The 19,301-nt window shown below is 39.8% G+C and carries 13 protein-coding genes and 1 pseudogene; 2 read left to right on the forward strand and 12 right to left on the reverse strand.

The window, feature by feature from the left end; translation table 11 throughout:
• Positions 1 to 173: 173 nt before the first annotated feature.
• From FFM66_RS11525 to FFM66_RS02030, 5 genes and pseudogenes are all read right to left on the reverse strand, one after another.
• Positions 174 to 837, reverse strand: a pseudogene (locus FFM66_RS11525) (class C sortase); the annotation flags it as partial.
• Between the two features lie 179 nt (positions 838 to 1,016).
• Positions 1,017 to 2,552, reverse strand: coding sequence for a SpaH/EbpB family LPXTG-anchored major pilin (locus FFM66_RS02015; protein WP_171000776.1), 1,536 nt, complete (start codon positions 2,550 to 2,552; stop codon positions 1,017 to 1,019).
• Positions 2,553 to 2,673: 121 nt separating this feature from the next.
• Positions 2,674 to 4,209, reverse strand: a complete 1,536-nt coding sequence (locus tag FFM66_RS02020) for a SpaH/EbpB family LPXTG-anchored major pilin (protein ID WP_171000777.1) — start codon at positions 4,207 to 4,209, stop codon at positions 2,674 to 2,676.
• 76 nt (positions 4,210 to 4,285) lie between these two features.
• Entirely contained in the window at positions 4,286 to 5,563 is a 1,278-nt protein-coding gene (locus FFM66_RS02025) for a pilin N-terminal domain-containing protein (RefSeq protein ID WP_137604893.1), read from the reverse strand.
• Positions 5,564 to 9,211 carry a SpaA isopeptide-forming pilin-related protein gene (locus FFM66_RS02030; protein WP_137604894.1) on the reverse strand — a complete coding sequence of 1,216 codons (3,648 nt, stop codon included), beginning with the start codon at positions 9,209 to 9,211 and terminating at the stop codon, positions 5,564 to 5,566. It abuts the gene before it with no gap.
• 548 nt (positions 9,212 to 9,759) lie between these two features.
• Between FFM66_RS02030 and FFM66_RS02035 the strand changes: the two genes are divergently transcribed.
• Positions 9,760 to 11,277, forward strand: a complete 1,518-nt coding sequence (locus FFM66_RS02035; RefSeq protein ID WP_137604895.1) for a helix-turn-helix domain-containing protein — start codon at positions 9,760 to 9,762, stop codon at positions 11,275 to 11,277.
• Positions 11,278 to 11,378: 101 nt separating this feature from the next.
• Here the strand turns inward: FFM66_RS02035 and FFM66_RS02040 are convergent, their stop codons facing one another.
• Positions 11,379 to 11,627, reverse strand: a complete 249-nt coding sequence (locus tag FFM66_RS02040; RefSeq protein ID WP_137604896.1) for a GlsB/YeaQ/YmgE family stress response membrane protein — start codon at positions 11,625 to 11,627, stop codon at positions 11,379 to 11,381.
• A 123-nt stretch (positions 11,628 to 11,750) separates the two neighbouring features.
• A complete protein-coding gene (locus FFM66_RS02045) occupies positions 11,751 to 12,692 on the reverse strand; it encodes a magnesium transporter CorA family protein (protein ID WP_137604897.1) in 942 nt (313 codons plus the stop codon).
• Positions 12,693 to 12,909: 217 nt separating this feature from the next.
• On the opposite strand from FFM66_RS02045, the gene FFM66_RS02050 reads away from it, so the two are divergent.
• Positions 12,910 to 13,416 carry a cysteine hydrolase family protein gene (locus FFM66_RS02050; RefSeq protein WP_137604898.1) on the forward strand — a complete coding sequence of 169 codons (507 nt, stop codon included), beginning with the start codon at positions 12,910 to 12,912 and terminating at the stop codon, positions 13,414 to 13,416.
• Positions 13,417 to 13,574: 158 nt separating this feature from the next.
• Here FFM66_RS02050 and FFM66_RS02055 read toward each other — a convergent pair whose 3' ends face one another.
• The 5 genes from FFM66_RS02055 to FFM66_RS02075 are packed head-to-tail and all read right to left on the reverse strand — an operon-like array spanning position 13,575 to position 19,218.
• Positions 13,575 to 15,356: an oligopeptide ABC transporter substrate-binding protein gene (locus tag FFM66_RS02055; RefSeq protein ID WP_137604899.1), complete on the reverse strand. Its 1,782-nt coding sequence runs from the start codon at positions 15,354 to 15,356 to the stop codon at positions 13,575 to 13,577.
• A 21-nt stretch (positions 15,357 to 15,377) separates the two neighbouring features.
• Positions 15,378 to 16,295 (reverse strand): ABC transporter permease, encoded by a 918-nt coding sequence (locus FFM66_RS02060; RefSeq protein ID WP_137604900.1) that lies wholly within the window; start codon positions 16,293 to 16,295, stop codon positions 15,378 to 15,380.
• A gap of 15 nt (positions 16,296 to 16,310) precedes the next feature.
• The gene (gene opp4B, locus FFM66_RS02065; protein WP_048603345.1) at positions 16,311 to 17,267 is read right to left on the reverse strand and encodes an oligopeptide ABC transporter permease; all 957 of its coding nucleotides are present in this window, start codon (positions 17,265 to 17,267) and stop codon (positions 16,311 to 16,313) included.
• 1 nt (position 17,268) lies between these two features.
• A complete protein-coding gene (locus tag FFM66_RS02070) occupies positions 17,269 to 18,213 on the reverse strand; it encodes an ABC transporter ATP-binding protein (protein WP_048603344.1) in 945 nt (314 codons plus the stop codon).
• Complete coding sequence (locus FFM66_RS02075; RefSeq protein WP_137604901.1) at positions 18,214 to 19,218, reverse strand: ABC transporter ATP-binding protein; 1,005 nt, start codon at positions 19,216 to 19,218, stop codon at positions 18,214 to 18,216. It abuts the gene before it with no gap.
• Between the last annotated feature and the right edge of the window lie 83 nt (positions 19,219 to 19,301).

Raw genomic sequence — 19,301 nt, forward strand, 5'->3', positions numbered from 1 at the left:
CTCGACAAAAAAGCGCAGCATATACGTTCGTTTTGAAGCCTGAAACAGAACTGCCTTCCGCCACAGCCAATAGCTGAACAAACTAAGGACAGCTACTGCGGCGGCTGACAATACCGCCAATCGCCAAAATTGAAAACGTCGGGTTTGCGTGATGACCGCCCCCATTTTTTCCTCGTAAGGAATACGAAAACCCGTTACCAATAAACGATGAGAATTTACCATGTAGGGGGTACAGGTCAACAACGTTACCAAATCCCGATCCTCTTGAATCGCCAGCACTTCGATATTGTCTGGCAAAACCACCTGAATCTCATCCACCTCATAGGCCAACCGTTCTCCCAATACATCAATATAAAATTGATCTCCTTTTTCCAGTTTTTCCAAATCAGTAAAAATCATTTTTTCCGGAATTCCGGTGTGTCCGGTAATCACCGAGTGGGTATTATCGCCGCCGATGGGATAGGAGGTTCCCTGCAGCAAAGTCGTTCCTTTTTCCAGCAGTGCTTGATTCGTTTCGTTGAAAATCGGCAAGCTGGCACGGATTTTAGGAATATACAACGCTCCTAATAAATGCTGCTCATAATAATCGGCAGAATAATTTCCGTTAAATTCTGTCGTATCAAACAATTCCTCCATCAAACCAATCCCGGCAATACTGTTGGCTTCCTGTCGCTTCGCATTTTCTGCCGCCATTTTTTCCAACGCCTGTTCCCGATTCTTTTGATTTTCCGCCGCCGCTTCTCGCTGATGCTTCTCCACCATTTTTTGATCGATATAATTATTTAAAGAATCCACAAAGAAAGGATAGGAAAAAACGCCGATGCCGGTTAGGAACATCAACACGATCAGACCTTTAATCACTAGATTGGTTCGTTGCTTTTTCGCCTCTGATTGCTGCGGTTTTTTCACTACCGTCACCTCCGTTTTGCTTTTTTTGCTATGTAGATGATTTTAAAAACAGGCTGAAACACTTCTCAACTGAGTCTCTCAGCCTATTCTTATGATAAAAATAAAAATTAGTCGTTCGTTTGTTTTTCCCGCTTATACCAAACAAATGCCCCCAGCATCAAGCCAAGACCAATTGCTAAAAAGGCTAAAATGCCGTTACCGCCTGTCGCAGGTAGAAGCCCCTTGGGTGTGTTGTAAATCGTTGTGAATTTTTCCGGATCAGAGTAGTCGCCAACGTTCACGGAAAAATGCGTTTCTTTTTCGGTGATGATGAAACCTTCTGGAGGGGCGATTTCTTCAATAACGTAATTCAGATGTTCAAAATTTGTTAATGGCGCCAATCCCAACAATTTTATTACTCCATTTGCATCAGATATAAATATGGTTGCCTCTTTTTCATCCTCGGTTCCATCAAAATTTAGTCCATCATCCATAAGTATTAGATATAATTTGACCTCACCATCAGTCATATATATGCGAAACTTGGCTCCTGATAATGGTGTATTAGTATGAGCATTTAATTTTTTGAATTTATGTCCTAGCATTGCAACTTTCTCTGACACCACCGTATCTGGACCCGAACCAAAATCAATTATTGCTTTATTTTCTAATGCTTTATCAGCTGTATCGGGTGAAATTCTCATAGAATACCAGATATTAAGGATGGTACCGGCTAAGTCTAGGACTTTTTCACTATTAAGATTAAAAATTATTGTAAATCCACCATCATCTTCCAGTGATAGCTGATAGTCCACGTCTTCACTAAGATTCATCATATATACGCTACGATTCTCATCAAATGCCAATCCTTTATCAGGAATGTCTCTTACTTCAAATTTCGTTTTATTCTGTAAATCTTTTGGTATATTGACCCAAATTCCATAATCAGCTCTATCTCCAAAATTGACATATGCGGTTTCTTCATCAATTTCTACAGCAGGCTCACCTTCTTTGATCAAACGCTTCTGGTTCCTCCGCTGTATATTCTTCGGATACAAATGAACATGGCTAAGTTCCTCGTCTGTAAAGCCCCCATCTTCCTCCATCTCATAAGCCGGCATTGGAAGAACCATTGGCGCCGCCATTTCGGTCACATTCGATGGTGCTTGGGTTTCAATAAAGAGATAAACCGCATCAACACCACCAGATTTTTTCGCCAACTTTTCAAATGTTGCTGTTCCTTCCGTTCCCTCGGTTGTTTTCTCACCAACCTTCGTACCATACGCAGAGACTATTTTTCCTGTTGCATCTTCTTGAATTTTTTTAATTGCTTCCTCACTGGTCATTCCTGTGGCAAATGGCAGAGTTGTCAAATCACCCAAAACATATTCTTGATATTTTTCGGTGACATCATAGACAACAAAGGTTGCTCCCGCCAATTTTGTTCCACCGAAATCTTTCATGATACTTCCGGTGTTTTGTTGATTTTTTGGTCGTGTGACTCCTTCTGTATCGATATTCCACGCTCGTTTATGGATAGTCACATCCACCGTTTTTGATTCTGCCGCCTGTGAAGACCCATTTCCAGTAAATAAAGCTCCTAAAAACATTGGCAAAAGCATCAGAATGATTGCTAAAAGTTTTGGCACTTTCTCTCTTTTCATATTCCCCTCCATGTTCACGTATTTGTTCATCCACAACGTTTATCCTTTTGAGTAAAATGAGCTGAGACAGTTTTACAACGACTGCATCAGCTCATTTCTATTCTACCTTGACTAAAATCTCTTAAACTTGTGCTTGTTTCTTAGAATTTTTGTACCAAACGAAGGCACCTAGCATCAGACCGAAACCAATCGCTAGCAAAGCAATGATTCCGTTACCACCTGTTGCTGGAAGGAGACCTTTAGGGGTGTTTTTCACCGTTGTCAGATAAGCTACATCAGCATAACCGCCTGCTTTCACTTCAAATTCTGTGACTTCATCGGTAATGATAAAACCATCTGGTGCTTCAATTTCTTCCAACATGTAAGTCCCTGTTTTCAACCCTTTAATCTCAAATTTCCCTTCAGAATCGGAGGTAAAAACTGTTCCATCTTTCTTGACGCTCCAACCGTTTACAACACTATCTTCAGCCATTGCATATGCTTTTCCCGTACCTGGAGTTTCTTGATAAATTTTAAATTTCGCTCCTAGCAATGTTTCACCTGTATGAGCATTTGTTTTTACAAATTTGTGACCATGAGTACCAACTTTTGGCGCTGATAACGTTTCACTTGTCGTTCCTAAAACAATCTCCGCATTATTTGCCAATCCAGCATCCAATACGTCCCCTGTAAGTTGCATTCTATATTCAATTCGAATGGCACTTCCAGATAAAGCTTGTATTTTTTCACTTTCTAAATCAAACTCAATCGTGAAACCACCTGTCTGAGGATTTTTCGTGAATTCATAGTCTTCATCTAAGACAAGTCCATCAATAGAAATAGAACCGTTTTCGTCTTCATAAAAAATCAAGCCTTCATCAGGTGTATCTGTCACGGTAAAAGTCGAAAGACTGTTTAGATCAGCAGGAACATAGACTGTTATTCCATAGCCTACTAGCCCACTTGAGTCGAGATCATAGTACGTATCTTCTCCAACTGTTACTTTTGTGTCGTACCATTCTTCATAGAGGAGCTCTTTTTTATTCTCTCTCCGAATATTTTTTGGGTATAGATGAATATCATTTAATTCTTTATCCGAAGGTGTACCATCACTATTTAATGCGTAGATTGGCATAGAAATTACCATCGGCTGTGCCATTTCAGTAATATTTGTGGGTGCTGCTGTTTCGATGAAAAGATAAACCGCATCCCGATCATCGTTTTCTAACGGAAGATTTTCAAAGGTTACTTGTCCCAGTATATTTTCCTTTTCATCTGTTCCAGAAGTAGTTCCTTTATCTATCATATTATATTCATCATCTTCAACAAAATCCGCTGCATTATCTTGAATATATTTTATCGCTGACTCTACCGTGTGTACCGAATCTTTATCATTTAGTAAATCATAGTATCCATTCGTTACATCATAGACAGTGAATTCAGCACCATTTAATGCTTCGCCACCAAAATCCATCAATTCACCCGTGTTTTGCTTAGGAAAATCCGTCTCTGGGAGACTATCTTTCCAAACTCGTTTATGCACTGTCACATTAACATGACCATCTGTCGGTGATGTTTCTTGTGCATCTACACTATTTCCGGCTCCCATTGCGCCGAAAAGCAATGGCAAGGCCATCAAACCTGTCGCTAATAAGCCAAATATTTTTTTCGCTTTCATTATTTTCCCTCCTATTTTTTTCGTAATGGTCGTGGCTGAAACAATTATCATTGATTCAGCCACAACTTCTTACTTTCTATTCTCCGTCTGATTTCGCTTTAGCCATTGCTTTACGGCGATACCAAATCACCGTTGCGATTCCCAGTACTAAAACACCAATCAACGAAATAAATGATTTGGCTTCTCCAGTCACTGGCAGAAACGGTTTTTTAGGAGGAACCTCACCCGGTTGTTGCGGTGTTGCTGGATCTTCTGGATCAGTTGGCGGTGTTGGTGTTTCATAGTTGTATACACGGGGTTCTGCTTTTTGATAAGCAGAAGCCGGTACTACACCACTTTCCAATTCATCCATTTGTTGTCCGTTAACTGTTACATACAACGGATTACCGTTCTCATCTTCCCAAGAATCAGGAACGACTACCGGAATATCCGTTTTTTCGATCTGATAGCCTTCAACGGATTGAACTTCTTCAAAGAAGAACTCTCCCGATGGCAACAAACGTCCACCTGTAGTAACAACTCCATCTTTATCTGAAGTAAACTTGCTAACATCCGGATTATTTAGCGGATCATCGGATGGAATCCAACTATTTTGTAAATCGGAAACTGGGCTTAGATCAAGATAAAGTTTTTGATTGCCTACCATTTGGTACAAGACGAAAATCGCGCCTTCTAATGGAACACCAATTTCTGGTGAGTCTGCATTTTCTTTTCCATATTTAAAGAAATACGGATCACGCAAGTACCCGATGTTTTTCGGATAGATGTGAATTTCATCTAATTCTTCTGTTTGATTGGTAGGATTCATGATTGGTAGTGCAACAATGATTGGATTTGCGATTCGCTCCAAATCAATATTGAATTCCACCGTGTCGTTATCCACTTCATTTTCAAAAATCAGATAAAGTGCATAACGTCCATCTTTCGTCCGAGAAACAGGAACACGAGCTGTACCTCGAGGATTATCCTCTGCACCAGTTGAAACTGTTGCTATTTCCTGAATTTTACCGCTCTCGATCAATTCTTTAGCTGCCGTTCGATTACCATACTCTTTCATCAATGCTTCTAATGATTGATCTGCTTTTTCTGCATAGAAGTAATCTGAAATATCGTAGACAGTGAACTCTGCACCATTTAATGGTGTCGGTCCAGTAACGATGTCAAAATCTTCGTCCAATTCCAGTCCGTTATTTTCATACGCGACCTCATCTTTGTTGATATCTCGTATGATTCGTTTATGAAGCACCAAGTCTACGGTATCACCTTGTGCATCCGCCTGTGTTGCTAAACCAAACACGCTAATCATCGGTAGCAGAAGTAAAAGTGTTAGGAGAATTCCTTTTAATCGTTTCATTTACTTCGCCCCCTTTCGATTGCGGTACACATAGTAGACGGTCGTTCCAATCGCAAAGATGATAAGTGTCGCCGCGGCAATCATAGATGCTTTCCGCCCTTGCCCACCAGTTGATGGCAGCAGACCTTTAACGGTGTTATTGATTGTCAACCGAATAATGTTATCGGCTCCTTTTATATCTACCTCATGTTCTTCTTCATCAATCGTTACTGTTCCATCTGGATTGATAACAATCTCAATTGGTTTATCCAACCCAACATGACCTTCTGGTGCTTTTGTTTCTGTCAAGGTGTACGTTCCCGGACGTAGCTTCGTAAATTCTACTAAACCAGTTTCATCAGCACTCGTTCCTGTATCGTTGTATACAGGATCAACGCCGATAAGACTAAATTTAGCTCCCGCTAATTTATTACCAATTGTATCTTCTTTGGTAACACTAACCTTGAAGTCATTTAAGGAGTTGGTGATTTCCCAACCGTTGATTTCGTTGACCGGATTTTCTGTTGTTCCATAAGTTATATTGAAATCAACTTTATTATCAATCATCACCCCACCAGTAATACCGATGTAAACTGTCCATGGACCTTCTTCAGATATTGCATATCCAGCGGGCGCTTTCGTTTCTGTCAGTGTGTATACTCCCGGCTCTAGATCAGTAAAGGTTACTTTTCCATCTTTATCTGATGTTATAACCACATCAACAAATGATTCATCTCCAGATAGAGTAAATTCAGCTCCATCCAATTTGCTACCAAATTCATCTTCTTTTAATAAATTGATTGTGAATGGATAAAGGTTGTTAATCACTTTGCCATCTTCTAAATTAGTAGTTTTAACATAGGCTTTCTCCTGTGCATTAAGCGCTATCTCAAAAGTAATATCGGCAGCTTTTTCATGTCCATTAGGTACATCAGTTTCTTCAATGGTGTAATTTCCTACTGGTAGATCTCTAAATGTTACTTTATCAGTAGAAAAAATTTCGCCGATATGCTTAACTTCTATTCCACCTCTAAAGATTGTGAATCCGGCACCTACTAATTTCGTTACTCCATCATGAGTAAGTTTATCGAAACTAAAGGATATTGTTGGTAATAGATTGGTGACCGTTACTGTTTTTGGTGCATCTGACGCATCAAATTCAGATACTGAGTAGATTGGGTTAGCATAGTTATTAACTGCACGTTCAGTATAGGTACCATCCTCATTTTTTACCTTTTCAACGACACGATAGGTAATTAAATTTCCGCCTTCATAGCTAGCAAGTTGATTGAATGTCGTTTTTAGTTTATTACCTGTACTATTGGCGGGAATTGCAAAACTAGTTACATCTGTCCAAGAAGTTCCCACTTGTTTTTGTAGTTGCAGAACGATGTCTTCTTGTAATTCCCAAATATTACCAAAGTCATTCCACACTTTTTCTACATCGACACTAAATTCTGTGGATGGCGCCTTACCAGAAGGTACACCAAAATTCACGGGTTCATTACTTCTAGTAGGTTTAAACGTTGTAGGTCCATTTATTGGGTACCAATGATCCTGCTTAAATCCTTCTCCAGTATTAAGACTTACTTGATAATGGATTTGAATTTCTTGATCTTTCGTCAAGTTAATTCCAGATACATTTAGCTCTCCTGTTTCTTTGTTAATTATACTATCTGTTGGTACAACTGCTTGTGCTATTCCAACACTTGTAATAGTCGGCGAGGAGCTTACATAACTATATTGCGAACCAATCGGATCATTGATACTTCCGCCAGATACCGTTCCGACAATCTCGATTGCTTTGTTTGTCAAATACGTCGCAATGTCATCTGCACTTTCAGCATTCTCATAATAATGTGTTCCCTCTGAATCTGTGGTGGTCATGAATTTTAGTCGTGCCCTGATTTGTTCTGCACTTAAACTACTAGCATCATCTTTATCTAGCTGAATTCCTAGTCCATGAATCTCAATACCTGCAGCTTTAGTAAGTATTGATTCACCGATTGTCGCTGGGTAAGTATTATTAATAGCTATCCGTGAACCTTCAGGATCAACATAGTATCGACTAAAATTTGCAGACTGTCCGCTTCCATCAGTCGAATTATAGTTAAATGCTGTTCCAATAGCCATTGAATCAGGGAGATTATCATATTCACTTGTATCCAACATACTAGCACCCGTAACCGTTGAACTATAGGTCGGAACTCCATCCGTTAAGAGAACGAGTACTTTTCGATCACTCGAACTAGCAGCAAGCATTTGTCTAGCCATTCGAATTCCTGCCTGTGTATAAGTTCCACCGGTAGGATTATTAGTAGTAGCAGCTTTAATATTATCTTTTACAGTATCAAAAGGACCTAGACTTACTCTGGTGTTAGCGCCATTACTAGCAAAGCTTACATACCCCAAATTTATTTTATCAGTGATTCCTTGGTCAGCAGCATCAATCGTCTCAACAAAGCTTTCTACACCAGCTTTAAGTGATCTAATACGATCTGGATTTCCATTTGTTCCCATACTTCCTGACCAATCCGCAACTAACACGATATCGGTAGATAAAATATTTCGATTCTGATTTCCTTTGACATTTAGATAAACATCAAAAAGCCCCGGAGTATTTTCACTCTCTTTTGCAAATTTTCTAATAGCAAAGTCAGGTGTTTCGTCTGCGACTGAAGAATAGTAATCGATATACCCATCTATAATATTTGCAGGATTGCCATCCCAGCCACCAGTCCAATTGCCATCGAGATTGCTAGAGTTCCCTTGGTAGTTAATCACATTGGGCTGTCCATCCATTAACCAATTATTTTCTGGATAGGTTCCACTCTCATCTGTTGTTTGCGGAACGTCAAGAGCTACATAATCAACAGTCGCTCTAGCTGCTAGTCGAGATTGTACGATTGAAGTGAGGAGTGACTCAGAAATTTCTCCTGAATTATCAGATTCATCTTTTTCTGATTTTTGAGAGACCTCATTTGTTGATTTTTCTGTTTCTCCCTCAGAAACTGCATTCTCTTCAGCTACAACCTCCTCCACCGCAACTTCCGCTGTCAACACATGCGGTCCGGCTGCTTGGGAAGATAGCACATCTGTTGTTTCAACCGTTTCACTCACTTCTTCTGTCTGAGTCACAGCTTCTGTGGTTTCCGCAGCTTCGTCTTCCTCTGCTTCTGCCGCCATTACTGCCGCAACTTCGACTTCGGTTGTTACTGTCCGCTGTTCATCCATTTGCACTTTGATTGTCAGATTAGGATCGGTTTTAGGTACTTCCATCACCACTTTTCCATCTGATTTTGCAGAAAATTCTTTTTCCACAAACCAATCATTTTGTTTCGTCAAACCTGTTTCGTTCATATTAACCACTGTACCGACGCCATTTGCTGCTTTGTCCAATCGTAGCTTCATCAAGCGCTGCACATCATCTGGTGTGCTGACGTCTTGATCCTTTTGGTAGCTGACTGTCCATTCAATCGTTGTTTCTTTCTCTACATACGCTGTCTCCACTCGACCGTAATTTTCTTCATCAAAAATTACTTGCTGGGTACTGGTGATTGCTTCCGCTTGATCCGGCAGCAATGTCGCCAATGTAGTGAAATAAGGGAAAACGATTGTCAAGATAACTACGATTGGTAAAGCAGGGCGCCATTTTTTCATAGGCTTCATTCTTTTGTACACTTCCTTTCTACTAAACTACTAACTCTTAACACAAAGTTACTGATCGACATTTTAATGGGGAAATTTCGTCGTATTCTGTTTTTCAATCCTTCACTTTTCCATTTACAGACATCACTTTTTTACAATGAAAAAAATCGTATCTGCCTCTCCCTCCTTTTCAAACCCTTTTCTAATTTATTACACTTCAAGAGTAACAATTTAATCGTTTTCTCACAAACTATAGAAAAGTCAGATAACTCAGTAATTAAATAACATTGATAAACATATAAATATTATTATAAAAGATAAAATAAGGACTTAAATAATTTATCTTCACAAATCAATCGTTACATTTATCACAAAACAAAACTTATTTTACGAAAAAAGATTATAAAAACGCACTATTTTACTGACCTACGTAAAAATAACTAGAATTATAATATAATAAACAACGTGCATTATATTAGATTAAGATTATAAAACATCCTGTTTTTTTCGATAATTATTTGATAACAGCAAGCCCTTTCTTTATAATTAAAGTAGAAAGAGGTGGGGTTATGCTGGCGACAATCATGTTATCGAAAAAAGAACAGAAGAAAATCGAAATTTTTCAATTTTTAGAGACATTGCCTGCTGGTGAACATTCTGTGAAGTCAATTAGCGATGGTTTGGGCTTCGTTTATAGTAGCACCCAAAATTTATTAGCGGAAATGAAGCTGGAATTTGATGAATTATGCGAAGATAACATCACTTTTTTTACATTACAAGGACAGATTCATTGGCCAATCATCGGAATAACCTACGATCAGTATTTCTCTCATTTAATCCAACAAGGAGTGCCTTATCAAGCGTTGCTTTATATGCTGGAACGCCCCCGCCATAATTTAAAGGATTTTTGTGCTTCTCATTACATAAGTATTGCTTCAGGGATGCGGCATCTGCAGCCCCTTGCGGAATACCTGCAACAGTTTAATCTCCTATTTAACCGCACCAAGCTTTCATTAAAGGGAGACGAGCGTTTGATCCGTCTGACTTTTTTTAATTTTATTTGGGCAGTATCAAAAGGAGATGAAGAGTTATTTCAACATTTTCAACGAGGCGAATTAATGGCAACTTTAGCATCTCTTAGCAAGGAAGTGCCTATGGGTCGAGATTACGTTGGTGCAAAGGAAGTCTATTTGTTTGCGGAAATCACTTATTTGCGAATCAAGGGGGAGTTTTGGGTGGAAGATGATTCGCAGTATGACCCGGTCTTGATTCATTCAAGTTCACTGACCGCTCAATCGTTGCAAGATTTTTTTCCGATTAAAGAAGAACATCTGATAGCAGAATATCGTTTCATGCAGTTTATGCACTTTTACGCCCCGACCTATGCGGATGAACAGGACCCGCGACTGCCAATGATGCAGGAACATTTTCAGCAAAAAAATCAGCTAACCACGATTTTGCGAAACTTTGAAAAATTTTGGAGCAAGGAAATTCTTCGAGGTGATTTTAATCTTTTTGAAAAAAATCCGGCGATTCACGGAAATCTTTACAATATTCTTTTTTGCTACTACGTGTTTCCCCAACGCATTCCGACATTGTTTAATTTGCTGAGCTACTTTCGGCAAAACCAGTCTGTGCTTTTTGAAGCGTTGCAAAAACAAGTTGCTTCCTTTTTCCAACGTTTCAGTCGACGACAGGGTTTTGAATGGCTGCAAAATTGCCAGCAGTGCATCACTGATTTATTTACCTGGTTAACCTTGGAATATTTTGAGGAATCCGGACAACGACAGTCCTTGCTCGTTGCTTTGGTGATGGAATCCAATCAGCTTTTTCTACAAGATATTAAAAATCACTTGAAGGATCTTTCCTTCATTAAACTGGTCCCCTACTCTATTTACGAAAAAGAGCACTATGACTTTCTGATTTGTTCTTCCGCGCTATTGCTCCCAGAAGAAAATCAGACACCCTTTTTCGTTTTCAATTTTTTCAGCAAGAATACCGATTACGTTACTCTTTACCGGGAATTGCGTTATTGGCACCGGAAGAAGAATCTTTCCTATAAAAACCAGATTCCTGTAAATAGTTAACGTTCATTTGTGTGTAACCAAAAAAAGCTGATCCCACTGGTTTTCCCCAGTGAGTTCAGCTTTTTTTCGACTATCATAATTTTCTTGATTCTTACAGGTTTCTAGGTTGCTTTTCTGCCAAAAAAGAAAGACACGATGGCAACTAAGATAACTGCGCCAATAATTGATGGAATGACTGCCATTCCTCCGACGACTGGTCCCCATGTTCCTAACAGTGCTTGCCCGATAGCAGAACCCACCAAACCGGCGATCACATTTGCGATGATTCCCATTGAACCACCTTTATTTGTGATTGCTCCAGCAATTGCGCCAATAACACCACCTACAATTAATGACCAAATAAATCCCATAATTTTTCTCCTCCTTTACTGAACGTTGTGTTCACTCTTTTTTCAACTTCCTACAATAAGATATTTATGAAAAGCAGATATATCTCATGATAAGATACCTTGCTTATTCCCAAAAAATTTTTGTTACTTTGTAAAATCTTTTTTACTCAGATGGACCGCAGCAATCACTGCCAAAATCACAGAAAGCACGATCACGACCCAGAAACCTACCTGTGAACCCTTCCCAGGAAGTCCACCGGTATTCATCCCCCAAATACCCGACACGAGGGCGGGAATCGAAATCACAAGTGCCGCTGAATCCAAATATTTCATCAGATGGTTCAGATTATTGTCCATCATATCGGTGAACAACCCACCGATTGCCTCCAAAAGATCGCGATAAATAGCAATCAATTTATTCACCTGCCGATGGCGCAGCTGAACATCATAGACCAGTTCTGGGTTATCGATTTTTTCGAGAAATTTGGTTTTTTCCCAGAGATACGTCAGTGTTTCATCCTGATCCTGTAAGGTATGATCGATATACACGATATCCCGTGTCGTATCAGCCAAATTAAACAATTCTTGGTTCTCAGTAGTTTTCCGAGCGGCTTTATCCAATTGATCAATCCGCACCTTAATTTCTTCTAAATCTATCAAGTAGTGGTCGTAGATCGACAATAGTGAATAAGCAATTATTTGTTCAAAACAATTGAATTCTCGTGAATACTTGGCGATCATCGAGGGAATAAAATCAGAATCCCGGCAAGAATAGGTCAGCAGCATTTTCTCAGCCACAACAAAAGAGATTGGATGCAGTCGGGATTCAATTGATTGCTCTGTTTGATCCGATAGATTCAAAACCACCAATGAGTAAACCTCTCCTAATTTCTCTGATTGCAGATGTTCTACTCGTGAAACTTCTTCCGGTTCATCAATCCCTGCGAATAAGTCGATTGGCAAATCATATTTTTCTGCGATGTCTTTGATTTCATCCTCAGATAAATTTTGAACATTCACCCAATTCGCTTCTGCAGCATCACTCTTGAGGGTTCCAGCAGCATTCAGCTTGTAGTACTCAATCATTTTTCCCTCCATAAAGATTAATTTTTTCTCATCTTTAATACAATTGTCCTCTTTTGCGGATTTTTTGTCAAAAAATAACTATTATTTTATTTTTATAGAAAAAAATACAACTATAATTAGATTTAATCCCTTGAGTATGAGCATTTCTTTTGAATAGTCGTAAAAAAAAGTAGAAACTAGGAGTAAGAATGAATTTCCCATCACTGGAGGTGTTTCTTTGTTAGTAATCATTGACATGCAAAACCATATTCTTGATCCTGAAAGTGAATTTTACCTTCCAGATTCGGAAGAACTGGTAAAAAGAATCCAACATCGACTGGAAATAGCTCGAGAAAATCAGGAATATATTCTCTACACCCGAGATATTCCAATCGAGTATAAAGACACTGCCAATGAAGAGCAAAAATCACTGCAACTTATTCCAGAGCTTACGCCAAAGAACGGTGAGCGGATCGTCAAAAAATATTACTTTAGTATTCCTCCAGAAACTTTGGTGGAAATCAAAAAAGCTCTGTTTGACAGCAAACAAGAGCAAAAAAATATCGAAATTACCGGTGTAGAAACCAATTTGTGTGTTCTTTCAAATGCCATCGAGATACAAAGTGCTTTTCCGGAAGCAGATTTTTTGATTGATCCAGCTTTGGTTTCTAGCAGAAAACACGGAGCGAAGGCACTGGAGTTGTTGAAGGCATTTAATATGCAGGTTGGTGGTAGGGAAAATTAAAAATGAGCGCTATAATTTCTAGGACTGATAGAAATATTCTATCGGTCTTAGTTTTTTTGTAAAAAACAAAAGAACATACAAAAACCCCCGACAAGCCAAACGTCACCGTTTGCCTTATCGGGGGTTTCCTTATTTCTTATTTTTCAAAAAAATCAAAATTAACGATCTTCTGAAGTAACACCAACTGTTGCCCAAACATTGTAGTCAACGTCGTATGCCCAATCCCAACCAGTTACACGTTCTGAGATAGGTAATACTTCATTACGGTAAAGTGTTGGAATAACGAAGGCTTCATCAGAAGCGTATTCTTGCCATGCATCGAAAGCTTCTTTACGTTTGTCATCATCAAAGGAAGCTTTTGAATCGATTGCTTGCAATAATTTTGTGTTTTCTTCTGATTCGAAACGAGTGTAGTTGAAGGCTGAGTTAGGACCATACAATCCGGTTGGTGAAGGATCTGAACCTGTTCCCCAAGCACCTTGGTACACATCAATTTCAGGATCGTCATTTTCTAATTTATCATAGAATGCTTGGAAATCGATCAAACGGCCAGTCGTATATTCAACATCTAAACCGATTGCTTTCCATTGTTGTACATAGTAATCTGCTAATGGTTGTGCGGTTTCACCACCGGACATAGAAGCGAAGTTGATAGTTAATTTTTCGCCATCTTTGTTTTCACGGATTCCATCGTCATCAGTATCTTTGTAGCCAGCATCATCCAATAATTTGTTTGCTTTGTCCACATCTTGTGTATAGCCTTTTACTTTTGTATCATGCAAAGTACCAAATACTGGTGGGATTAGGGTTGTCGCATTGCTACGCAAACCGTTGTAGAACTTGTTACCCACGGCATCGTTGTCGATGGCATAACCCATTGCTTGACGTAGAGATTTGTCAGCCATTTTTGAGTTTTCATCGTATTCAACTTTGTTTTCATCAGCATTCCATTTACCTAATTTGAAACCAAGGTAAGTATAAGATTGTTCTGGACGACCTAAGATTTCATAGCCTTCCACGTCTTTATACGTTGCATAAGCATCTGTTGGCATAGAAAGTGCGATATCGTATTGTTTTGATTTCAACGCTTCTACAATTGATGCAGATGGAACAGATTTAAAGACCATTTTTGAAAGTTTTGGTTTTTCGCCATAGTAATATTCATTTGGCGCAAATTCAACTGATTCGCCTTTTACAATGTTCTTCATGTAGTAAGGACCAAAAGTAACTGGGTTCTTACGAACAGCATCACTTGATTCCATGTCTTTGACTGCAATACCTTCAAAGCTGTGTTTTGGTAACGCGTTACTCCAAACACCACCACCGGCTTGCATCATACCTGGATGCACTTCTTTATAAGTGATCGTTACTGTTTTGTCGTCGTCTTTTTTAATACCGGAAATTGTGTCAGCTTTCCCAGCGTGGTAATCTTCCATCCCTACGATATTCGTAAAGTTGGCATCGTAACGGATACCGGTATAGTCTTTGTCTCCAATTACTTCATAAGAGAAAATCACGTCATCTGCTGTCACATCTTCGCCATCTGACCATTTCAAATTGTCACGCAAAGTAATCGTTGCTGTATTGTTGTCTTGATCAAGTTTCAAGTTTGCGGCACCGCCGTCAACGATTTTGAAGTCATTATCTGTTACAAATAATGATTCAACACTTGCTTGCATAAATTGATAATCATAGTTATCTTGATAGAATTCTTGTTGGAACAAACCTTGGAATTGCGTATCCATAACTACCGCTACATCCAATGTTCCGCCGTCGATTGCTTTTTTGTCATTTGATACTTTTAGAGGTAATTTGCTTGCATCCTCTGTTTCCGTCGCTGAATTTCCACCTGACGAATCTGTTCCCCCGTTACCGCCGCCACATGCTGCCAGTAAAGCAACAGATGCTAAAGCGATTACTCCAAAAATCTTTTTCTTCATCCTATATCCTCCTCTAATCTATTAACCTAGTCGTTGACGGGCATCCGCAGAGCGCTTGAATGCTTGTCCAACGTAATTAATGCTCAACATCAGTACCAAAATCAGTATCGATGCTGGCAACCAGATCCATTGTTTATTCACCAGTACGTCCCCGTTGCTGGCGAAGCTGATCAATGTTCCCAAACTTGGCACATTGGTCGGTAACCCGAAGCCCAAGAAGGTCAGGGTCGTTTCAATTCCGATATTCGCCGCAAAGTTCATGGTCAAGTTGGTAATGATCAATGAGCTCAAATTCGGCATGATTTCCCGGAACATGATTTTAAGATCCCCTGTTCCCATCGTTTTTGATGCAGAAACATAATCTCGACGACCTTCCGATAAGGTTTTACTGCGGAAGAGCCGGGCTTTTCCTACCCAATAAAAGGCACTCATGATCCAAATAAAGGACCAGACATTGTATCGAGGAATAATCGTTACGAAAACGATAATAATCAACATAATTGGTAGAATCATGACAAAATCTACGATTCGCATCAAAATATTGTCAATCATCCCGCCATAGTAGCCAGAAATAATTCCCAAGCCAACACCGATAATCGAAGTAATGATTGTGATGGCAAAACCAATCAAAATCGAATTTCTTGCCCCGATGATCAATTGACCCCAGACATCCCGACCACCTTCATCAGCACCTAAGAAGAATTTTACGCCATCCATAGATACTGAACCAGGAGGAGCGTATTTATCTAAAATACTGACATACATAACCTTGTCTTGATCAATAATAATTGCCGCAATAAAAACGAAAAGCAATACGGCGATCAGTAAAATCAGCGAGAAAATCGCTAATCTATCTTTTAAAAATTCACGAACGATCATTTGAAATCCCATAGGTGGGATACTTTCTTGCTTCAATGCTTCTTCTTTTTTTTCAGCCATTTTCTTTCTCCCTCCCTATTGAATTCTGATCCGTGGATCGACGATACTCATGATGATATCTGATAATAGTGTACCGATCAGTGTTGCAATCCCTAAAATCAGCACCAAGGAGGTGATAACGGCGTAATCCCGTTGAGAGATACTATCGATAAATAATTTACCAACACCAGGATAAGCAAAGATTTGTTCAATAACGACTGATCCAGCAATTAGGGAAGTAATTTCATACCCCATTTGGGAAGCAATCGGTAAGGACGCATTTCTAAAAATGTGTCGAGAAAAGACTTTCTTTGTTGGTACCCCTTTTGATCGCGCTGTCCGTACAAAATCCAGAGATTTCGAATCGATGACTTCGCTTCGCAGGTATTGGATCGTGACCGCGGTTCCTAAGAAAGCTTGTGTTAAGGAAGGTAAGACCAAATGATACGCCTTATTCCAAAAGGCCGCCATGCCAGTCAAACCAGCATTCACAGAGCCGCTGGTTGGGAACCAGCCTAGACGATACCCAAAAACAAAAAGCATAATCAAAGCGAAGATAAACAATGGTACAGCGAAACTGAAAAAGTTGTAAACCACTACGACTTTATCCAACCAAGAATTTTGGTAACGACCAGCTAACATTCCCAGCGGTACAGCAATCAAGTAAGTAATGATGACTGTCAAAAGTGACAACCATAATGTATTTACGATCCGACCGGCTAATAAAGAAGCTACTGGCAATTTGTAGATAAAGCTGCGACCGAAGTCTCCTTGCAGTGCATTACCGATCCAACGGAAATATTGGGTGTACCATGGATCATTCAAACCAGCAGTTTCCCGTAATTGTGCAATAACTGCAGGGTCTTGGTTTGGATTGATCAACCCAGTAAACGGATCCCCAGGCATCATTTTTGCCAAAACAAAAATCAAAATACTCAAAATAATTACTTGAGGGATCATCAATAATAAACGACGCAGAATTGTTTTCCACATATTATTTTGCCCCCCCATCTTTTAATGCAACTTGGTGTGTGCCGGTCAATTTTCGCAAATCATAGACACGTCCCGTATTGTCATAATATTCCTTTTGACGTCGAATGTATTCTTCCTCTACCCGGCGGCGTTCATCTTTATGGGCTTCCCGGTTTGGTACATCGATTTGTGGAATAGCAGATAGTAGGCGTTTGGTATAAATGTGGCGCGGGTCATTATAAATATCTTCCCGACTGCCGATTTCAACGAAGCGGCCTTTATACATGATAGCGATATTGTCACACATGTGTTTGACAACACCCAAGTCATGGGAAATGAACAAATAGCTCAAGCCGTATTCTTGTTGGATTCGTTTCATAAAGTTCAAAACCTGTGCTTGAACGGATAAGTCCAAAGCAGAAACCGGTTCGTCAGCTACGATCAATTTTGGATTGGAAGCTACTGCTCGAGCAACTCCTAACCGTTGTCGTTGTCCGCCGGAAAATTCATGAGGATACTTGTACAACGCATCCCCGGGCATCCCAACGATGTCCAACAATTCCCGAACCCGTTTCTTTTCTTCTTGATCGCTCAAGCGTTCAAAGTTGCGTAATGGTTCGGCAATGATATCGATAACCCGTTTTTTAGGATTCAAACTGGACATAGAATCTTGGAAAATCATCTGTACATCTTTGTTGTAGTTCATTTTCCGGCGATTCGCCCGTTTGGTTACATCTTGTCCGTCAAAAATGATTTCGCCGCTGGTTACTTTTTCTAACCCGACGATGGCTTTTCCGGTAGTCGATTTTCCTGAACCGGATTCGCCAACTAAACCATATGTTTTTCCTTTTTCAATCACGAAGTCCACGCCGTCCACAGCATACACATAATCGGTTACTCGATTGAAGAAACCGCTACGAATCGGATAGTGGATTTTCAGATCTTTGATTGTAATTAATTCTGACATTTACACTTCTCCTTCGTCTCTAAAATGGAAATGCTGATAGCACGTGCAACGTACTAAATGATTAGGCGCCACTTCATGAAGGGTTGGATTTTCTTCATGGGCACTTTCCGGAATCCAAGAAATTCGAGGAGCAAAACGGCACCCGGTACGAAGCATATTTTTCAATGAAGGTACTACACCTTCGATAACGTGCAATTCATCATTTTCTGAGTCATCCTGTGGAATCGAGTTCAACAATGAACGAGTGTAAGGATGTTGCGGATTAGCAAATAATTCTTCTGCTGTTGCCACTTCAACAAATTGTCCAGCGTACATTACCGCCACCCGATCTGCCATCTCAGCCACAACCCCTAAGTCATGGGTGATCAGAATAATTCCTGATTGGGTTTCTTCCTGCAAATCTTTTAGCAAATCCAAAATTTGTGCTTGAATGGTTACGTCTAGTGCCGTCGTTGGTTCGTCTGCGATGATGATAGGTGGTTTGCAGGCGATGGCAATGGCGATGATTACCCGTTGCCGCATCCCGCCGGATAATTCATGGGGGTATTGACGACCCACACGAGCCGGATTTGGGATTCCTACTTGACCCAACAATTCTAATGCCCGTGCTTGGCGCTGCTCAGCATTCATGTCGGTATGGTAAGACAACCCTTCTTTGATTTGGTCTTCAATTCGCATCAATGGGTTTAAGGCAGACAATGGATCTTGGAAAATCATTCCAATATCATTTCCGCGAATTTTATTATAAAGTGTCTCATTTAAGTTTGATAAGTTCAAATCTTTGTACAAAATTTCGCCGGTGATTTTGGTGTTGTTCGGATCATGGAGCCCCATGATGGTCGTAGCCAATGTACTTTTGCCACAACCGGATTCGCCTACGATCGCTAAAATCTCATTGCGGTCTAATGTAAACGAAACACCGTCTACTGCATCATAATACTCATCTTTAATACGAAAGCCTGTATGTAGGTTTTGAACTTCTAGCAATTGATTATCTCCTGACAATCGAATACCCCTCTCTGCTTCGGATGAAGTTTTTTACTGAAAAATGATTCAAAAAAAGCTGTCCGTTTTTTGCCCATTGGTTT

Source organism: Enterococcus songbeiensis (assembly GCF_005405265.1).
In the GTDB taxonomy this organism is placed as follows: Bacteria; Bacillota; Bacilli; order Lactobacillales; family Enterococcaceae; genus Enterococcus_C; species Enterococcus_C songbeiensis.

What these genes read in the sequence shown, in the direction of transcription:
- FFM66_RS02045 (WP_137604897.1), bottom strand. Translation starts at nt 12,692, where the DNA reads ATGATTGAGTACTACAAGCTGAATGCTGCTGGAACCCTCAAGAGTGAT.
- FFM66_RS02040 (WP_137604896.1), bottom strand. Translation starts at nt 11,627, where the DNA reads ATGGGATTTATTTGGTCATTAATTGTAGGTGGTGTTATTGGCGCAATT.
- FFM66_RS02035 (WP_137604895.1), top strand. Translation starts at nt 9,760, where the DNA reads ATGCTGGCGACAATCATGTTATCGAAAAAAGAACAGAAGAAAATCGAA.
- FFM66_RS02055 (WP_137604899.1), bottom strand. Translation starts at nt 15,356, where the DNA reads ATGAAGAAAAAGATTTTTGGAGTAATCGCTTTAGCATCTGTTGCTTTA.
- FFM66_RS02060 (WP_137604900.1), bottom strand. Translation starts at nt 16,295, where the DNA reads ATGGCTGAAAAAAAAGAAGAAGCATTGAAGCAAGAAAGTATCCCACCT.
- FFM66_RS02070 (WP_048603344.1), bottom strand. Translation starts at nt 18,213, where the DNA reads ATGTCAGAATTAATTACAATCAAAGATCTGAAAATCCACTATCCGATT.
- opp4B (WP_048603345.1), bottom strand. Translation starts at nt 17,267, where the DNA reads ATGTGGAAAACAATTCTGCGTCGTTTATTATTGATGATCCCTCAAGTA.
- FFM66_RS02025 (WP_137604893.1), bottom strand. Translation starts at nt 5,563, where the DNA reads ATGAAACGATTAAAAGGAATTCTCCTAACACTTTTACTTCTGCTACCG.
- FFM66_RS02020 (WP_171000777.1), bottom strand. Translation starts at nt 4,209, where the DNA reads ATGAAAGCGAAAAAAATATTTGGCTTATTAGCGACAGGTTTGATGGCC.
- FFM66_RS02015 (WP_171000776.1), bottom strand. Translation starts at nt 2,552, where the DNA reads ATGAAAAGAGAGAAAGTGCCAAAACTTTTAGCAATCATTCTGATGCTT.
- FFM66_RS02030 (WP_137604894.1), bottom strand. Translation starts at nt 9,211, where the DNA reads ATGAAGCCTATGAAAAAATGGCGCCCTGCTTTACCAATCGTAGTTATC.